The 19515-nt window shown below is 54.1% G+C and carries 1 protein-coding gene; it reads right to left on the reverse strand.

Features of this window, described 5'->3' with window-relative positions; all coding sequences use genetic code 11:
• Nucleotides 1–2 precede the first annotated feature (2 nt).
• Entirely contained in the window at nt 3–19289 is a 19287-nt protein-coding gene (locus YC6258_RS02815) for a DUF3990 domain-containing protein (protein ID WP_044615700.1), read from the reverse strand.
• Nucleotides 19290–19515: the final 226 nt, after the last annotated feature.

Here is a 19515-nt window from a genome sequence, read left to right on the forward strand (position 1 = left end):
TTTTACTCCGTCTTAAGCATGTATCGATCAAATAACTCTACACTTTTTTCAGTATGGATGCTTGTCTGATTAGCTCGGTCTAGCCATGGAATGGGAGTTTTGTCTGGGCCGGAATATCTTCTGAATAAAGGTCCCTCTACCAAATCATATGGGGTACCACCATGTAACAACTCATCTGGCCCATACGTCTTATGAAATTTCACAAAATCTTGCCAGGACTCTTCGGCACTATTGAATGTTAAGCGTTGCAATTCAGAAAGTTCTGAATTAGGAATCCGGAATTCCACAACATCTAATGGAACAGATGGATCTAGGCCTCTCCCAGCGGACTTAAGCGCTTCCTCTTTCGAAGTGGTCATATAAAAGCCTTGCCCAAAATCACTTAACTCACTACCTTCCGATAAATCTATTCCTGCCTTACGGATATTCGTAGCCACATCCGCAGTTGTACCATGATAAAACGTAGTAAAGGACTCTTCAGCCGTATCATCTATCACGTTTTCTATAGCTTTAGTAGTGGCTCTGCCTGTATTGCCCAAATTCAATGCCTGACCTCTATTCAGGCCATTCAAATCTGCCATTGTTTCCAGCAGATTGTCTATGTTACGGCCACCTACCGTCACTCCCTTGGTTGCCAATGTTCCCATCTGACCAATCCGAGCGCTTGCCGCCATGGCTCCTGCACCCAAACTAAAAATAGCCGAGGCCAAAGCAGCTTGACCATCTGACAACCCAATCTTTGTTAACCCGGTTTCTAATAGAGTCTTGGTTTGTTCACCAGTAAACATGGTCGTAAAGCCGGCAACGGTATTGTCAGCACCGTTGACCATTGCTAATGCGCCGCCTACTCCTCCAACTCCGGTCCATCCTGTCGCTCCAACGACAATGGCTCCACCAACACCCTCAACGACACCAAATACACCTTGTACGCCACCGAGAGTTCGGGTACCTACATCACTCCAGAATTCTGAGGACTCTAATGGTTCATATAATAACTCGTTGAACAAATCCTTCTTAGTCAGACCACCGTCGATATAGCGATCAATGGCGTCCATAAACGAATTTTGCTCGTCTCCACCCCACCAACTGGCAACATCGTCAGCTCTGCGTCCCCACCAACTGTCGGAGGGATTGAGTTCTTTTGCTGCCAGTGCCTTCAGTTCTGTCGGATCCGTTTCACCTGAGAACAGTACTTGCCAGACAGCCCTTGCCTGGTCACCTTCCAGCCCCATGTCTGCCATCAATTTATCGAAGGCTTCATTGTCCATCTGGCCACCGGCCAGGGCCAGGGTACTGAACATCAGATCACTTCGAGACAGATCCCCTTCGGTTAGTTTACTCGGCTCACCACCACTAAACGTTAGCCCTCCAAGAGTGGCTACTTGTTTCATGAAAGCTTCTATTTGTGTCGCGTCGACACTAGTTGGTTGGCCAGTTGGAGTAAAACCTGCATCCGGGGTTTCTTGATATTCCGCACCTGATAATTTCGCATCCTTAATAATCCGCTCCATCGTAAACTGCGTATTCAAGGTATTCACCGCGTCCACGCCGCTGAAGCTGAAGCTTTGACTGCCGTTACCCAGATCGACACTGAAGCTGAAGTCTCCGGTACCGGCCAGTTGAGCGGCTTCGGCGACGAACTGGGCACCGACAATGGCCCCTTCATCGTATTTCAGGTCGTCAATCCCTCTGAGTTGTTCCAGTGCTGAGGCGAACTGGTGACCGCGCTCTTCATTGATGACGCCGTACAGTGTTGCTGCTGCCGCAGGATCGGTTTTGGCCCGTTCCACGAGATCATTGTCGAGGGTAATGGTGCCGTTCTGGTATTTGCCGTATGCCTTTTCCTCTCCAGTGGCCAGGCCTTCCTGTAACACGTAGTTCGGTTTAAAAGCGCCATTGACGGCCTGCTGGCGAATGGCCACTTTTTCGTCCGGGGTGAGGTTGTAAGCTTTATCGAGTTTGTCGATGTATCGGTCGGCTTCGCGGAGGTTGTTCAGTCGGGTATTGCCCCAGTTGGTGAAGTCCTGATACCAGCCGCTTTCTTTGATTGCATTGGTAATGCCACCACCAATGAAGTTCCCGACTTCGGAGCCGACGGCGTTTTCGAAATAGCTGTAGGCGGCATCTTCATCGATCAGGCTCAATGCTCCGGCGGTAATGGTTTTCAGGGCACTGCGGTTGACCAGTCCGTCCAGAGTGGACTTAAAGTCGCTTTTGTCTCCGCTAACTCCCACATGGGCATCAATCACGGCAGTAATCGTACCGCCAATGGCACCGACCCAGTCACCGGCGGTGAGTTTGCCATCGTTGCGGATGGCGGTTTCCGCCAGGTTCAACCAGGGGCTGATGTAGCTGCTGTTTTCTTTAATAAAGTTGAGGCTGGTGCTGAGCGCGCCTTTACCCGTCAGTTCGCTGGCTCCGATGGCGGCCAGGGCCACACCACTCCAGTTGGTGATATGGCCGTTTTCATCCATGGCCTGTACCGCAGCAGCTGCTGCTTTGAGGGCCGGTTGGGCGATTTTGGCAATACTTTGGATTTTGGCGGTGGAATTGGCTGCCTGTGCTGCCGCCCCAAAGCCACTGGCGGCCCCGGTCAATGCACCGACAATGGCCTGTTTGCCAACGGCTTTCCAGTCAAATCCTTCCTGCAATCCCAGGGCAATGCCTACGCCCTGGCGTACCACTTCCGCGCCGGCAAACAATATGGCGCCGGCCAGGGCATAACCGGCGACGGTGGCGGCTGTTGCTCCGAGTCCGGCAAACAGGCTGCCTGCCAGTGCGGTTCCGAGACCCGGCAGCAGGAAGGTGGCGACGGCAATGACGACAACGGCGACGATGATCATGAAGAAGCTGGCGCACTTTTTCTTCTTCGCTTTTTGCCGGACGTTCGGCATGGTGGAGCCGATGATCTCACTCTCGTTGTAGAGTTTGTGGGTTTCGGAGTCGATCTTGCCGCTTTCGACGCTGTTGGGGATGGTGATGGTCTGCCCGGCTTTCAGGCTGTCTGAGCCGCTCAGGCCATTGGCTTCGGCCAGGATGAACCAGAGGTTGGCATTGCCCAGCAGGGAGGCTGCGACCTGACGCAGGGTTTCACCGCCAGTGGCGGTAAAGCTGCTCAGAGCACTGGACGGGAAGTCGTCGCCCAGGTTTTTCACCGGGTTGTAGCCTTCGGTGCCGAGATTGACCACGCTGTGGCCTTTGTCGTCGGTGCCTTTATCACCGACAGCGTTGCCATTGGCATAGAAGTAGTTGCGCTGATGGGTTTTCAGGTCTTTGTCGGCCGGGTCGATACGGCGGAAGACGATTTGACCATCGTTGTTGTACTGGAAGTTGCCGGTTTCAGTCTGGCCATTGGTGTCTTTGGACTTGCTGAAGGACGTCATATGACCGTTGGCGTCATAGCTGAAACTGGTGGTGGTGGTTTGGGTGCTGGCTTTTTTGACACTGTCGCCGTTCAGGGTTTCACGCAGTTTTAATCCGGCACGGCTTTCGGAGATGTCGTCCCAGATATGGCTGGTTTGTTTACCATCCCGGCCTTCATAACTGCGGATGTCGGTTTTGGTCAGACGACCGGTAACGTCGTAGCTGTTGAGGGTAACGGAACGGCTGTCGCTGTCATTGCCATCGTATTTGGCCTGCCAGCTTTCAGTCCGGGTGTTGAGGGTGCCTTCGGCGTTGTAGTTGCTGACCTGACGCTTGCGTTCGCTGTTGTTCTCGTATTCGTGGTACTGGGTGACGTTGCCAAGGGCATCGTATTGCCAGGTGGCTTTCCACTGGCTGTTGCCCTGCCGCCAGGTGGCCTGGGTGACCTGGCCGTTAGCGTTATAGGTGTAGGTGCGCACGGTGCCACCATCGTCCCAGGTTTTGCGCAGGCCGTTGCTGTAGTAGGTGTAGTACTGGTGTTCACCGGATACGTGGTCGAGCATGGCGGTGAGTTTGCCGTTGTGCCACTGGTATTGCAGGTGAGTGGTCTGAGTGCCTTTATTGCTTTCTGACTCGTAGTTGTCCCAGCCCTGCACCTGGATCAGTTGTCCGCTGGCGTCGTAGGCATAGCGCATGGCCACGTTACGGTGGTCGTCGTGCCAGAAGGTCATGTCGCCGTTGTAGTTGTATTCGTAATGAATGTCGGCTTCGTTATTGCTGTAGTCGCCGGTCCGGGTGCGTATTTCGCGGATGCGGTGACCATCCTGGTCGTACTGGTATTTGGTTTTGACACCGGTGCTGTGATCGTTGATTTCGATCAGGCGGCCACGGTCATCGTAGCTGCGGCTGATATTTTTGGCACCTACGGATACGCCGTAGCTATAACTATGAGCGCCTGCTCGTTCCAGGATCTGGCGACCGAAACGGTCGTATTCAAAATACGTCGTGCGGCCGTCGGCATCGGTTTCCTGCAGCAGTCGCTGGTAGGGGCCATAGACTTTACTGGTGGTGTAGCCGTTGCCATCACGGGAACGGATCAGGTTGCCGTAGGCATCGTAGTCCAGGCTGTCGACGTTGAGTCGTCCACTCTCTGTATCGATGCGGCTGATCACCCGGCCCAGTTCGTCATAGATTTCCACAACTTTATGGTTGTTTGGATGAGTGACCTGTAGACGATTGCCACGACTGTCGAGCAGGAAGGTTGTGGTCATGCTGCCCTGGGTCTGCTGGATAATGCGGTCAGCGTTGTCGTAGACGGTTCGGTTGATCTGGGTGGTATTGCTGTTCTCAACCTGCTGGATCTTGCGTCCAAGGGCATCGTAGCGATATTCGATGACTCCATCCGGCAGGTTGCCATTCGGATCGACGGCGTATTGATAACGCAGGTTACCGTATTCGTCGTAGACGTTTTCGATGCCGTCACCCGCACCCTGATAGCGCCCGGTCTCGCGGCCGAGGGCATCATATTTAATGGTTTCCTGCTGTTCCACACCGCCTGAAGCGGCATGGTGTACGGTCTTCTCCAACAGTCCGACGGCATTGTATTGATAGGTGATGTACCCACCGCCAGCGAGATCCTCGCGAATCAGCTTGTTGTTGAAGTCGTAGGTTTTGTGGCTGACGCCATGAGTGGCAGTGCCGCTGCCATTATTCGGGGCTTTGACACTCCAGCCGCTGGTCTCGCGGTTGAGTTCATCATAGGCGGTGTAGCTGATATGGGCCGATTGACCGGACTGTTCCGCAGCCTCGGAGCCATATTCGTAGCTCGCCAACTGGTTGCCCATGGCATCGATCTGATAACGACGCCACAGGCCAGTATCGGAGTTACTGGCAATCAGATTTCCCAGAACATCGTATTCGTTTTTGGTGAAATAGCCGGTGTCTTCGCCGGTGACCTGATATTCCCCGGAATGGCTGTTGGCGACGGTTTCATGGGCAATACTCAGAGCGATCTGGTCGACCGGAATGGCACCGGTATACAAACCAGGAGAGACACTGTATTGACCGCCACTGAGGTTGATTTGGCCGTTTTCTTCGCGGTTGGTAATGGTCAGCGCACGTTGGTCGGCCCAGGTGTTGTCGGTTTGGGTGACGTCATAGCGTACCCAGGCGACTAATACTTCTTCTCCAGCCTGGTTGTGGTAGGCCAGTTTGAGGTCGTATTCGCCAGTCAATGGCAGTTCATCCAGGCTGTATTGATAGTTGCCGTCGGCATCAGCGGTCAGTGCGATCTGATGCTCAAAGCTCAGCCCGCTGCCGGCTTCACGCCAGTAAAGTTGTAGTCCGTCGGCATCCATGTCACTGCGTAACAGGCTGTCCAGCGCCAGTTGAATCTGGCTGTTGTAATGTGATGGCAGCTCAATCGGGTTGCCTTCTTCGTCTTCGCCAGTGGTGCTGATCAGGTCGTTGTGGATGGACAGGGTGTAGGGGTTACCCACTTCAGTGCCCATGTACAGCTGGTAGCTTGCTGCGCCGTTCAGGTCAGCATACTGGAGTTCGCTTCCGGCGCGGCTGGTGGCGGCGGTCTGACCGTCAACGATCAGTACGCTGGCGTATTCCGTTTGTTCCAGCGCACCAGAGAGCCCAAGGCTCAGGTTGGTTCGTTCTACACTGACCACCGGGTCTGTGGTGAAGTCGGTAGCAGACAGTGTCTGTGTGAATCGGTCGAGAACCTGCTGGCCGTTTGAGTTGGTGATCACCAGTGACACCTGATATTCACCTTCCGGCAGGTCTTCAAGTGCTAATGGGAAGACCGCAACATCGGCATTATCCGGATCCGCCTGTGCGGCAGCGATATCGTCGGGCGACAGAACCCGCGAGCCGACATAGGCGGTATCAGTGGAGTCTTCCGGCAGGATTTGCTGCCACACCAGGGCGAGGCTGCTGTAATCGCCCAGGTTTTGTGGCAATACCGGGGTATAGCTGATGTTGAACGTATTGCCATCGGTGGAGCTGTTCAGAGTGATGTCGTAGCTTGAATGTGTCACCGTATGAGTTTCCGGTGACGCCAGGCTGATGGCATCGCTGCTGTAGCTCTGACCGGTGCTCTGCCACTGGATCCGGTAGTTTTGTCCGGCGTTCAGGCCGGCAGGCAGTTCGGCACGATAGTCATTGCCGCCCATGGCAACCAGACTGTAACTCTGGCCACCAATCACGATGACAGGTTGCTCGACACTGCTGTTGAAGTGGACCTGCGCGGCCAGATGATCACCGGACTGGCTGATGCTGACTGACTCATATACCGCCGGCATGGTGACTTTGTATTCCTCGGAGACGGTTTTGTTGCCGCCAATCCCCACCGAGACGACACGGAAATAACGGGTTTCTCCTGCTTCCAAAGCCAATGACGCGCTCTGGTTGCCGGTGATGCCGGTTTTGCTGGCACCGTTGCCTTCGAGTGCGTTCCAGTTGATGTTGCCGTCACTGTCCACGGCAGCGGCACGGGAACCACTGTAGCTGACCACGTAGGCGCGAGGGCTGCCCTGCCAACTGATATTAAGGGTATCGGCCACTTCCACGGCGATATTGCTGGCCATTTCCGGATAGCTGCTGACTTCTCCGGTATACGCCAGCGTCTGGTTGTTGCGGGTGTCGTACTGGAAGATGGATCCGGTGCCATCGGGTGACTGCATGCGGATCAGGTTGCCCATACCATCATAGGCATTGCGGGTGACGTAGGCATTATCCACCTGGAACCGGCGATCACCGCTTAAACGGTTGTTCTGACTGTTGCGGAAATTAATGATGGCCTGGGTTTCCAGGACGCTTTTCACCGTTTCGTGCCCAAGACCATCGTAACCATACTGCGTGACCAGGTCGTTGCTGTCGAACGGTGCACCACTGATGGCGGAACCACCGTCGATTTTCTGGATTTCCTGGGTTAACTGGTTAAAGCCATCGTAGCTTTTTTCGATAATCTGATGACCGGAGCCGGCGCTGACCTGGGCTTTGAGGCTGGCCAGACTCTCATGCAGAAAATCGGTGGAGCTGACCCGGCCGTTATAGCGGGCTTGCAGGACGGTATTGCCGTTGCCGTCATAGCGGATTTCGGTCAGTACGTGTTTCTCATCAACGGCGGCGATCATGCGGTTGGCGGCGTCAAAATAGAAGTATTCCGTGACGCTCTGTCCGGCGATGTTAGCCGCCCGGGTTTTGGCGATCTGGTTGCCATTCTGGTCGTAAGCGAATTCAGTCGTGACCCGGGTCAGCAGACTACCACCAGCGCGGGTGAACGTCGTAATGGCCGGAGTGGTTTCGCTGATCATGCGGTTGGCGGCGTCATAACGGCGGGTCAGGTGATAGACCTGAACATTGCTGCCATTTACAAAACTGAGACCACCGTTTGCACCACCTTCAAACAATCCGCCTTCCGGCAGGCGACCGCCGGTGAGGCCGGTGGTGTCGACCGGAGAACTGTACTGGTACTGTTCGAGGATGTTGTCCTGGGCGTCATAGACGGTTTCGGTCAGGTAACCCATGGCGTCGATCTGAGCAACCTGACGGTCTTTACTGTCGTAATAGAACCAGGATTTATGGCCATTACGGTCGGCCTGCCAGGCCAGGTTACCCCATTCGTCATAGTGATACTGCTCCGTAATGGCTGTATCACTGGAGATGGTTGAAGGTTGTCCGGATGTGGTGTTCAGAGTGTAGTGTTCAATGTCGGCATAACGGGTTTCCAACAGCCGGCCGTTGTCGTCATAGCGCATCCGCGTGGTGACTTTGTTGGTATCACCGGGCTGAGGCTGAATGTCTGTGTTGTGAGCTGCCGCTCCCAGATATTGCAGATACTCGTGGCGTGCGGTCTGTTCCCCAAAGGCATTGTATTCAAAACCGGTATAAACGTTTCGGGCATTGAGCTCGCCGGTCTGATTGCCGTTGGCGTCGAACCAGCGCGTGGTTTTGTAGCCGTCGGCATCGATGGTCTGTACCTCATGACCAAGGGCATCATAGTGATGTTCAACCACGCGTGATTCGGTGTTGGTGACCCAATCGCCGGCGATGGCATCATAACGGGTAACCACAGCTTCTGGAGAGTGCTCGCGGATCATCCGGTTGGCGGCGTCGAAATCATAGGTATAGACACCACCGCGAGGATCGCGTTTGTACACCTGATTGCCGGCGCGGTCATAACGATATTCGGTCTGGTCGCCCAGAGCGTTGGTTTCCAGTGATACCCGGTTATTCTGATCATACTGATAGCTGCTGCGGTGACCGTTAGCGTCGATATAGGCAACCTTGTTACCAGCCAGATCGTATTCGTAACGCTGCAGAATGTGCAAACCGTTTGGATCAAACAGTTCGCCCGTCTGACGATTGTTGAGGTCGTACTGGTATTCGGTGACCCGCACAGCATGAGGGTCTGACGAACCGGTGGCGGCGATGATCGTCTGGCGGACCTTGTTGCCGGCACCGTCATAACCAAACTCGGTCACAGTGCCGTCAACATCAGTAAAGCGGGTGACGCGATTGTTCAGGTCGTACTCGTAGCGCATGGTACGGCTGTGCTGACCGCTGCTGTCCCAATGGATTTCGGTCATCAGGTTGTTGGCAGCGTCATAATGTTTTTCAGTGATCCGGCCATCTGCGGAAATCTGGGTCAGTTCGTTGCCATTTTGATCAAACAGGCTGGAAACGGTTCTGTCGCGGTTTGCGTCTTCCACAATCAGAGCGCTGACTTCCGTCAGACTTAACCGGGCATTCTGGGCGAGACTGTTCAGGTCTATGCGGGTGGCGTACTGTCGGGTCATGATGACATTGCCGGCAGCATCGTATTCCATACGGGTAACGGCACCGGAGCCATCCACCATCAATTGCAGCTCATTACGCAGATTGAAATAGTAGTAGGCGGTATGTCCTTCGGCATCGGTGACCGACGTTTGGTTGCCGAGTGCATCATAGGTATACAGGGTACGATGACCCAGACCATCAATGTCGGCGGTTTTGTGATTGTTTAGGTCATATTCCATGGCCGTATGACGCTGGTCGTCAGTACCCCAGGCAACCCATGTGTCGGTCAGGTTGCCGACCGCATCGTATTGATAACGGGTCTGCACGCCATAGTCATCGGTTTCGGTTTCAACCTTACCCAGGCCATTGTAGGTGTAGCGTGTGGTGCTCCAGATCTGAGCATCCCCTTCACCAGATTGCAGAATCGCGGTAGCGGATTTCTGACCGGCGGCGTTGTAGGTATGTACTGTGACGCTGCCACCGGCGCTGACGATACGAACCTGGCGTCCGGCCTGATCGTATTCATAGCGGGTCGTGCGGGGCTCGGTATTGGCAAAGCCATTGGCCGCCACGGTTTCGGTGATGCGATCACCGCTGGCATTGTAGGTATAACGGGTTTCGCTGCCGGCAGCATCGGTCATGCTGATCAGACGACCGGCGGCATCGTATTCGAACCGCGAGGTGTTCACCTGTTGCAGTGCCTGGAGCGTGGCATCTGTGCCGAGGTACAGACCGTTTTCGACTGTGATCTGTTCGTTAAATGCGTTATAGCTGATCCGGGTACTGAAGCCCTGCGGATCCGTGGTCATGGTTTCATTGCCACGAATGTCGTATTCGTGCCGGGTTTCAGCAAAATGATTGCCGTAGAACGACTTGCTGGAGATGCCCTGACCATCATCCTGGCCCTGACGTTCTATGATCAGATTACCCAGTGCATCGTACTCGTGGACGGTTTTAATACCGCCGGCGGAGACACTGACGACCATGCGACCGAGGATGTCGAAGGTATTATGCTGCACCCCGCCGTTGGCGTTGGTTTCCTGTATCTGATTGCCAAGGTCGTCGTATTGGTATTCGGTTTTACCCCCTTCCGGATCGATCACCGCCAACAAGCGGTTTTGCAGGTCATATTGATACGTGGTGACGCGCTCTTGGCCCGTAACGCCTGCGGCCTGAATGGTTTTGATCTTGTTGCCGAGGGCGTCGTAGCGGTATTCGCTGACGCTGCCTTCGCCATCAATAGCACGCACGACCCGACCTTCCAGGTCAAATTCAAAATAGTCATCACGCTGACTGGCTGTGCCGTAGCCCAGGCTGCTTTGAATACGATTGCCCAGAGCGTCATAGACGTAATGGCTGATATCGCCGGCACCGTTGATTTCGTCGGTGACCCGGTTATTGAGATCGTGTTGGAAATGCTGTTGCCGGCTTTCCAGCAATTGCCCGCTGGAGGCATCCCATCGTCCGGTTGTCTGAGTGATCAAGTTACCGGCTTCGTCATAGACATAATGAGTGCGGATATCGGCTTCGGCAAGGCTGTTGTCTGACCAGGTCCTCTGCTCAACCACGCGGCCGGCCAGATCGTAGGCGTATTCGGTCACACGGGCTTCATCACTGTCTGCCGCGTTGATCTGACGGATGGTGTCGCCGTGACCATTGAGAATAAAGCGGGTGCGATAGGCATTGTCGCTGTCATAACCGTCAATCCGTTCGATCAGACGATCTGCTAAGTCATACTGATACGCGGTCTGGCGCTGGCTGTCTCCCGTTTCGGAATCCACGGCTTCCAGCACTCGTGTGCGGTTACCACGCAGGTCGTATTGATAGCGGGTGATCTCACCGAGAGCATTGGTTTCCTCGATGACCTGATCGCGGGCGTCATAACGGTAGTGGGTCTGCCGCTGTGTATCACCGTCGACCGGTTTCGGCAGCTCGTCGCCGTAAGCCGATACCGGGGTGGTGTACTGGGTGGTGCTGAGCATGCGACCCAGGTCGTCGTATTGATTGACCGTCAAGTAACCCAGTGGCGACAGGGTGCCGGTCTGACGTCCCAGGACGTCGAAGTATTGATAGGTGACCGCATAGCGGACTTCTCCGTTGCCCAGTGTTGCCGGATCGTCCGCCTGGCGGGTGATTCGGGTCTGGTTGCCGAGTCGGTCATACTCGTAACTTGTGGTGAATCCAAGTGGCGAGATGACCTGTTGCAGTCGTCCATCGAGATCGTATTGATAGTGGGTGATCTGGGCTTTGGTGGTACCGGCAGCACGGGTTTCCTGGATCAACTGGCTCAGGCCATCGTACTGGTAATCGGTGCGGACGCCTTCGGCATCGATGCTGGCGATTTTGCGGTTGTCCAGGTCGAACAGCTGTCGTGAGGTTCGTGCATCATCGGTCTGGTATGCCGTGGTCACGGCAATCTGATTACCGGCGGCATCGTACTGATAATGAGTAATTTCGCCTTCGCCATTGATTTCATCGGTCAAGCGACCATCGGCATCATAGCGGTATTGGGTGGTTCTGGCGTCGGCACTGCCGGCAGCGGCAGTCCGGCTGCTGACTTCGCCAAAGGCATTGTAGTGAGTTTCCGTGGTCAGCAAGCGATCAGTGCCATCGGTATTCTGACCCAGTACCAGTGACTCGCTGATGACATTGTCATTGCCGTCATACTGATAACGGGTTTCTCGCTGATCTGCGTTGTCGTAGGCATCAAAACGCGCCACCGCTTTGCCAAAATCGTTGAGCACGTAGTGGGTGGTGATTTCCTGCTCTGTGCCTTGAGCACTGATCATGTCAGTCAGCTGATTGGCCAGGTTGTAGCGGAATTCACTGGTACGTAATGCAGTACCGGAAACGACATCAACGCCTTCAAATACGAAACGGCGGTTACCGCGCAGATCGTAGCGAGTGTCGGTGATAAACCCATCGGCGCGGATTTCACGGACCTGACGGTCCAGGGCATCATATTCGTAGTGGACGCTGATACCTTCATCGCCTGGCAGCGCCTGCGGATTACCTTCTGCCGGGACACTGACGGGAACCCGGTATTGAGTAGTGGTGGTGACATTACCAAATACATCGTACTGGTTACGGGTCAGCAGCCCTTCCGGACTGAGTTCATAAGTCTGCCGTCCGAGAATATCAAAGTACGCGCGGGTTTCAGCGTATTGCTCGCCATCCACCTGTTGCCGCGTCAGGGTCCGGTTGCCAAGGCGGTCGTAGGCATACTCAGTGATATAACCTTCGGCGCTGACCTGCCGGGTCATGCGACTATCGAGATCGTACTGGTAGTGAATGGTGCGCGCTTCGGTACCGTAGAGTTGATCCGGATTAACGGTTTCTGCAACGACGTCGCCTAATCCGTTCAGTTGATAGCGGGTCTCCACTCCCATGGCATCAATCATGGCCACACGGCGGTTATCGAGATCGTAACGATAATGTTGGGTTCTGGCGTCATCAGCACCGACGTTGACGGTGATAGCGGTGCGGTTACCTACAGCATCATATTGGTAACGGGTTTTGACCTGATTGGCATCGGTCTGTTCGATCATGCGGCCATTGTCGTCGTAGCGGTAGCTGATGGTCCGTTGTTCATCAGTGCCGGCTGCGTGAATGGTTTTCACCAGGTCACCGTGCGCATTGTACTGGCTGTCGGTGTGTATTTCGTGGCCATCGGCCAGAACCGTAGTCTGACGGATCAGGCGGTCCTGATGGTCATAGTGATAATGGGCTTCACGCTGATCGGCGGTACCCCAGGCATCATATCGGGCGGTTGTTTTACCAAAGGCGTTGACTTCAAAGTGAGTGCCTAGTTCTTCGTTTGAGCCCAATGCTTCTATCTGGTCGATCAGATGATTGGCATCGTTGTAGCGGTACTCCATGGTCCGCAGGGCACTGCCATCGGCTTGCACGCCCTGATAGACGAAACGACGGTTGCCACGCAGATCGTAGGCGGTATCAATGATCAGGCCATCGGCCCGGATTTCGCGAATCTGACGGTTAAGGCTGTCATAGCGGTAGTGGGTTTCACGACCCTGATCACCGCTCCGGGGTTGTGGCTGCTCGCCATCGGCCGGCAGGCTGACTCGCTCTTCGTACAGGGTTCGGGACAGCAGGTTACCAAACACGTCGTAGTGGTTTTCGGTCAGATAACCTTCGGCGCTGATGCTGTGGGTTTGGCGTCCAAGGATATCGAAATAGGCGTGGGTCTGAGCCCAGAGATTCTGATCTGCATCGACCAATGTACGGGAAACTGTCTGGTTGCCAAGACGGTCATAGCTGAACTCGGACCGGATACCTTCGGCACTGGTGGAAGCAATAACCCGGTTTTCGAGATCATATTGGTAATGGACGGTGCGTGGGGTACCGGTTGCATCGGCGATAACGGCCGTGCGATTTCCGGCACCGTCGTATTGATAGTGGGTTTCGGTTTGCTCGCCATCGATACTGACCACCAGGTGGTTGTCGCGGTCATAACGCCACAGCTGAACCCGTTGCTCAGCACTGTCGACTGCCAAAACAGCTTTGATCCGGTTGCCGGCACCATCGTATTCGTAGTGATGAGTGACCAGGCTGCTGCCCTGCAAAGGCAGTCGTTCTTCGATGAGCTGATTCTTGGCATCGTAACGATAAAAACTGCTGCGCTGGTCAGCAGTGCCATAGGCCTCGATCCAGGCGATACGATTGCCGGCGGCGTCATATTCGTAGCGTTCGACAACGGCTTCACCGTCACCAAAAGGTTTGCGGGCTTCGATCAGACGATTATTGCGGTCGTAGCGATAATCGGTCTGTACCTGATCAGCTGAACCCCAGGCCTGGTACTGGGTTTTGATCTGACCGTCGGCGTAGTAGTCGAACCGTGTGGTCAGCGCAATTGATGTGCCGGCCGCCATTGTCTGGCTGATCAACCGGTTGGCTTTGTCATAGCTGAAGGTTGTGATCCGGGCATCTGTGGTACCGGCGGCTTCGGTCTGTTCGATACGGTTACCACGGGCATCATAAACCGTGCGGGTTTCGGTCCCCGCCGGATTGCGTTCCAGAATCACACGATTGTTATGGTCGTAGGCATATTCCGTGAGGCGGACAACATCATTGCTGACCGGCTCCGGCAACCGGCCATCAGCCGGTACGCTGACGGGGGTATCAAACAATTCACGCAGGGTGATATTGCCCAAAGCATCATAGTGGAACTGGCTGAGATAGCCTTCGGCACTCAGTTGTAGGGTGGCACGGTTCAGAGCGTCGAACCAGGTATGTTGTTCTGCGACGACCGAACCGTCGAGGGTGATGTACTGGCGACTCAGGATCTGATTGCCAACGGCATCGTAACCGAATTCGCGGCGGTAGCCTTCAGCATCCACCTGAGCGGTCAGACGATTCAGACGATCGTATTCAAAACGGGTGTGCTGATCCTGGTCTGGTTGCTCGTTAATGATCGGCTGAGTGGTCAGTTCAGCGTCAGTCTGCGGTACGTTGACCGGTGTGACGTAAAGGGTTCTGGCAATCTGATTACCGGCGGCATCATATTCGAAATAAGTGAGATAGCCTTCGCCGTCGATGGTGTACAGCGCCTGATTGGCGGCGTTGTAGTAGGTGGTTTGGCGATGTCCTTCCGGATCAATGACCTGTATCCGGTTGCCGTTGCCATCATAAACATAACGGGTCAGCCCGCCTTCCGGATCGGTAATGCTGGCGACGCGGTTATTGGCATCATAGGCGTACAGGGTTTGATACCCTTCCGGATCTGTCACGATGGTACGGTTGTTGGCTTCATCGTAGACGAAGCTGGTGCGATGACCTTCGCCATCGATCTGCGCTTTCAGCTGATCATCGGCATAGTATTCGAAGGTTTCTGTGCTGGCAGCGGCGGTATTGGCAGCGTAAGTGATGCTGGTGCGGTTGTTGACCCGGTCGTAGCCGTAATGAGTTTCCACGCCGTCGGCTTCGGTACGCTGGACGATCAGGCGGTTTTTCTCGTCGTATTCAAAGCTTTGAACGTTGTGGTTGGCATCGGTGACGGATAAGCGGTTGCCGACTGCGTCGTAGCGGATGTTGGTTTCACCCCCAAGGGCGTCTACCACTTTGATGACCCGGTTCAGGGCATCAAATGTCGTTGTGGTAGTGTTGCCATTCTGGTCAGTACTGGTGATCTGATTGTAGACCGCATCAAATGTCTGGGTACGCACTCCGCCTTCAGCATCAATGACTTCGCGCAGATTTCCCTGGGCATCGTAGGAATAGCGGGAGATGGCTTCTGCGGCCGTTCCGACAGCGGTTCTGACTTCTATTTGCTGACTCAGAATATTGTATTGGTAGGTGGTGACGCGATTCTCACCATCATCCATCTGCGTGGTGGTGCTGATCAGACGGTTTCCGGGATCAAACTCGTAACGGCTGTGATGACCGTTGGCATCGATGATGCCGATGCGATTGCCGACACCGTCATATTCATAACGGGTTTCGAAGCTGAGCGGATCAATCATTTTGACTGTGCGACCCAGAGCGTCATACACATAGCGGGTGCTATTGCCTCGGCCATCGGTTACTCGCAGACGCTGACCCAGCGCATCGTATTCATAGCGGCTGGTGTGACCTTCTTCATTGGTCTGGCTGAGCATCCGGTTATTGAGGTCGTAGCTGTAATTGACACTGCGGGCATCGGCGGTGCCAGCGGCCCGGGTCTGGGTCAACAGGTTGCCAAAGGTGTCATAGCTGCGTGTGGTTGTGGTTTCAACGGCGGTGCCGGCTGCTTCTGTGGTAGCCGTGAGCCGGTTCAACAGATCATATTGATAAGTGCTGATGCGCCCGGCTTCGTCCTGTGACCAAACCAGATTGTTATTGCCATCGTAACGCGAAGTACGGCTATCGCCGGCAGCGTTCACCTGTTTGATGGCCCGGTTCAGGGCATCATAGGTCAGGGTGGTGGTGCGATCGAGGTGATCGGTGACCGAGGTCTGGTTGCCCACCCGGTCATAGGTGAAATGCTTGGTGTAGGCTTCCTGCAGGGCGGCCCGGTCAGCAGTGGACAGGTTTTCCACCAGCCGTTCATAGCCCATGGATTCGCGTAGTTGCTGATACAGCGCCAGATTGCTGTATTGCAGTGCATTGCCAACGCCGTCCGTTTCGGCAATCAGGTTGCCGAATTCATCATAAACATAGCTGGTGATCTTGGCGTTATCGAGGTTTTCCAGCTGGTATTCGGATTGTCCGGTAATGGCATTTTCGGCCATAACCAGTTCACCCTGACTGTTTCGGACAATATCAACACCGATTTCCACACTCGTACGCTGACCAACAGCATCGTAGGTGAAGCGGGTAAAGACGCCATTGGCATCTTCAACCAGGGCCTGACGGTTGTTTTTGTCAAAATAGATATGGGTGGTGGCACCGTTTTCGTTACGGACTGAAACGGCATTGCCGTTATTATCGTAACCATATTCAACGGTGTAGCGTTGCTCCTCACCAGTAGTCGGGTCTGTTACTGCGGGTTTGATTTCACGCACCACGCGATTGTTGTGGTCGTATTCGTACTCGGTGGTATAACCCAGTGCATCTACAACGGCAATCCGGTTACCGACAGCGTCATAGGCATAACGGCTTTCGGCCCCTTCGGCGTCAGTCTGAATGATGAGCTGGTTTTCTTCATCAAATACGTATTTCAGTATCTGCCGGCGCAGCTCCGGTAGTTGCGCGCCGATCACGACGACGACCTGATTATTGTTCTGGTCGTATTGGAATTGAGTGACCTGGCCGTAGCTGTCTTTGCGACTGGCCATCAGGCCGTCGGCGTTATAGACGAACTCGGTTAACGCACCGTTGTTGTCTTCGACGCTGATACGGTTACCCAGACCATCGTACTGATAGTGGGTGGTATATTGAACCGCTTCGTTCTGGCCGTTTTTAACGACTGGGGTCGTGACCTCCAGCAGCTCATTGCGGGTGTTGTATTGATAAGTGGTCACCCGTCCTTCGGCATCCATGACTTTAGTCTGGTTACCGACAAGGTCGTAGTAATAACGGCTGACATGATTCGGCTCATCAACGGTTGCCGAAGTTTCGATGACCGACACCAGACGGTTGTTCAGGTCATAGATACGAATGGTGGTATTGCCGTTGGCGTCGGTGATGCTGATGCGGTTACCGACTGCGTCATAGGTGTAAGAGGTGGTATTGCCCTCTGGATCAGTCATGGACAGAAGACGGTTGTCGGCATCGTAACGGTAGGAGGTGACGCCACCGTTACCATCAATTTTTTCAACCAGATTGCCAAAATGGTCATAACGATTGAAGGTATGGACGCCCTCCGGATCGACGGTTTCAATATTGTTGCCAAAGGCATCGTAGAAATATTGAGTGATCTGCTGGGTTTCCGGGTTATTCAGATCGCTGCTGTCGAGATAGACAATCTGACGCGATACATTGCCATAGGCATCGTATTCGTAACGCGTCATGTCACCACCGGGATCCGTTTTCTGGATCAGGTTCTGATGTTCGTCATAGCTCATGGTGGTGGTGAACAGCGCCAGAATATCCGCTTTGTCCTGTGCGGACAGATCGGCTAAATCGGCAGCAAATCCCAGTGCCACCCGCTTGGCCTGATCGGTAGCGGTGTTACCGTTGATCAGAGCATAACCTTCAGCTGAGGTTGATGATTGTAGCTTATTGAACTCTGTGTATTTGAAGGTGGTGATTGAACCGTTGTTGTCTTCTGCATAGACCAGATTGCCGTTGTCATCGTATTGATAGTGGCTGGTATAGGCTTCTCTCAGCTGATTGATTTCGTGCCAGTTCAGATGACGTGCCAGCTTACCCTGGCCGGCGGCATCGACAATGCCCATTTGTGCCCGCAGGTCGCGGTAGTAAAGCGTGTCACTGTGAGTGATGGCCCAGCCATCGGCGTTGGTGACGGCGGTAACATCGCCATTGGCGTTGTATTCGTAGTGAGTCCGATAACCCTGTTGATCCACCGTATCGCTGAGATAGCCGTTGCTTAAGTAATTGAATTCAACGGCATGCATGGCACGAATCATTTCCGTCTGGGAAAACTGATGATGGTCCCAGGCGTTGTAGTATTTATAGTAACCATGTTCAGTACGCCACTGAACATATATCGCCTCATTGGAAAAGGCCCGGGCATTACCCAGAGCGTCAACCACTCGGGTAGTGCCTCCGTGGTCGAGCGGGTGTTCGCGAAACGGATCGCTGAGGCGATTGGCGGGTAATGAGACAAAGTCATATTCAAAGCTGGTGACGCCGCCTTCGGCGTCTATGATCCGGCTGACTACCGGACCGGCTGCACCGGGCACCAGGGCATAGTCAAATGAAATGACCCGGCGCTGATAGTGTTCTGTTTGGCCATCCACCTGTTGCTCAGAGGGCAGCTCGATGCGACTGAGATAGCCGCTGGGGGTATAGAAATACTTGGTGCTGTGTCCTGCGCGGTCGATGACTTCCGTCAGCAGCCCGGCAACATAATGGTATTCCACCAGTACGGTATTGGTTTCGTCAGTGATGCGGTGCAGGTAGCCATGATGGTATTCATAATTGATTTGATGGCCCTGATCATCCTTGATCTGCACTAACCGGTTATGGGCATAGATGTAGTCCATGCGCACACCATTGGTGTCGATGGAGGCCTCAAGGCGGCCGTGGTGGTCGAACTGCAACTGAGTCTGGTCGGCCCGGGTCAGAATATACACCGGATCATTGAATCCGTGAGGATGGGCATACTCGATGGTCTCGTAAGCGCCGGATCCTTCGGTGGCAACATACAGTTTTTGATTGCGGTCATACTCAAAGGAATAGACGGAGCCATCACCATATTCCACTTCAATCAGGTGACCAGGTACAACCACCCGGATGGAAACGCTGCTGGAGAGTGTCCATTGTGCTCCATCAAATTCACCGGCATCGGAGTGACCGTCGCGGGAATTGTAAGTGCGTACGAGGCGAAAATCCTCTCCCATACTTGGCAGATAGACATCCTGATGTTCGATCAGCACGTTACCGTTGGAAACATTGACGGTGATGTGCTCATCGGCGCCGGTGCTACTTTTGCCGGTGCTATCCTGACGGTCAAGAATGTTACGGGATGAATCCTGCGAACCGAGTTCATTACCAGCAATCAGAGAAATTGTCATTGTAGCCCCACACGTATTCTGATCGATTGAAACCTGCCGTACCTGGCAGGCTCAAGGTTGATTTGGTGTGATGAGCCGGGACTTTTCATATCAACCTGATAACACCTGAAGGCGGCTCACCGTAGTTTTGGGTATGTCCACGGTTTGTTGCAGGTGGTTCAGTTTTTTGTGTTTCCTTTACACAAAAATCACAATTGTCCGGTGCACTTGAGTGATCTGTTGTGTG

This window comes from Gynuella sunshinyii YC6258, assembly GCF_000940805.1.
GTDB lineage: Bacteria > Pseudomonadota > Gammaproteobacteria > Pseudomonadales > Natronospirillaceae > Gynuella > Gynuella sunshinyii.

Bases quoted from the DNA above. Each gene is read 5' to 3' on its own strand.
- YC6258_RS02815 (WP_044615700.1), bottom strand. From the start codon at position 19,289: ATGACAATTTCTCTGATTGCTGGTAATGAACTCGGTTCGCAGGATTCA.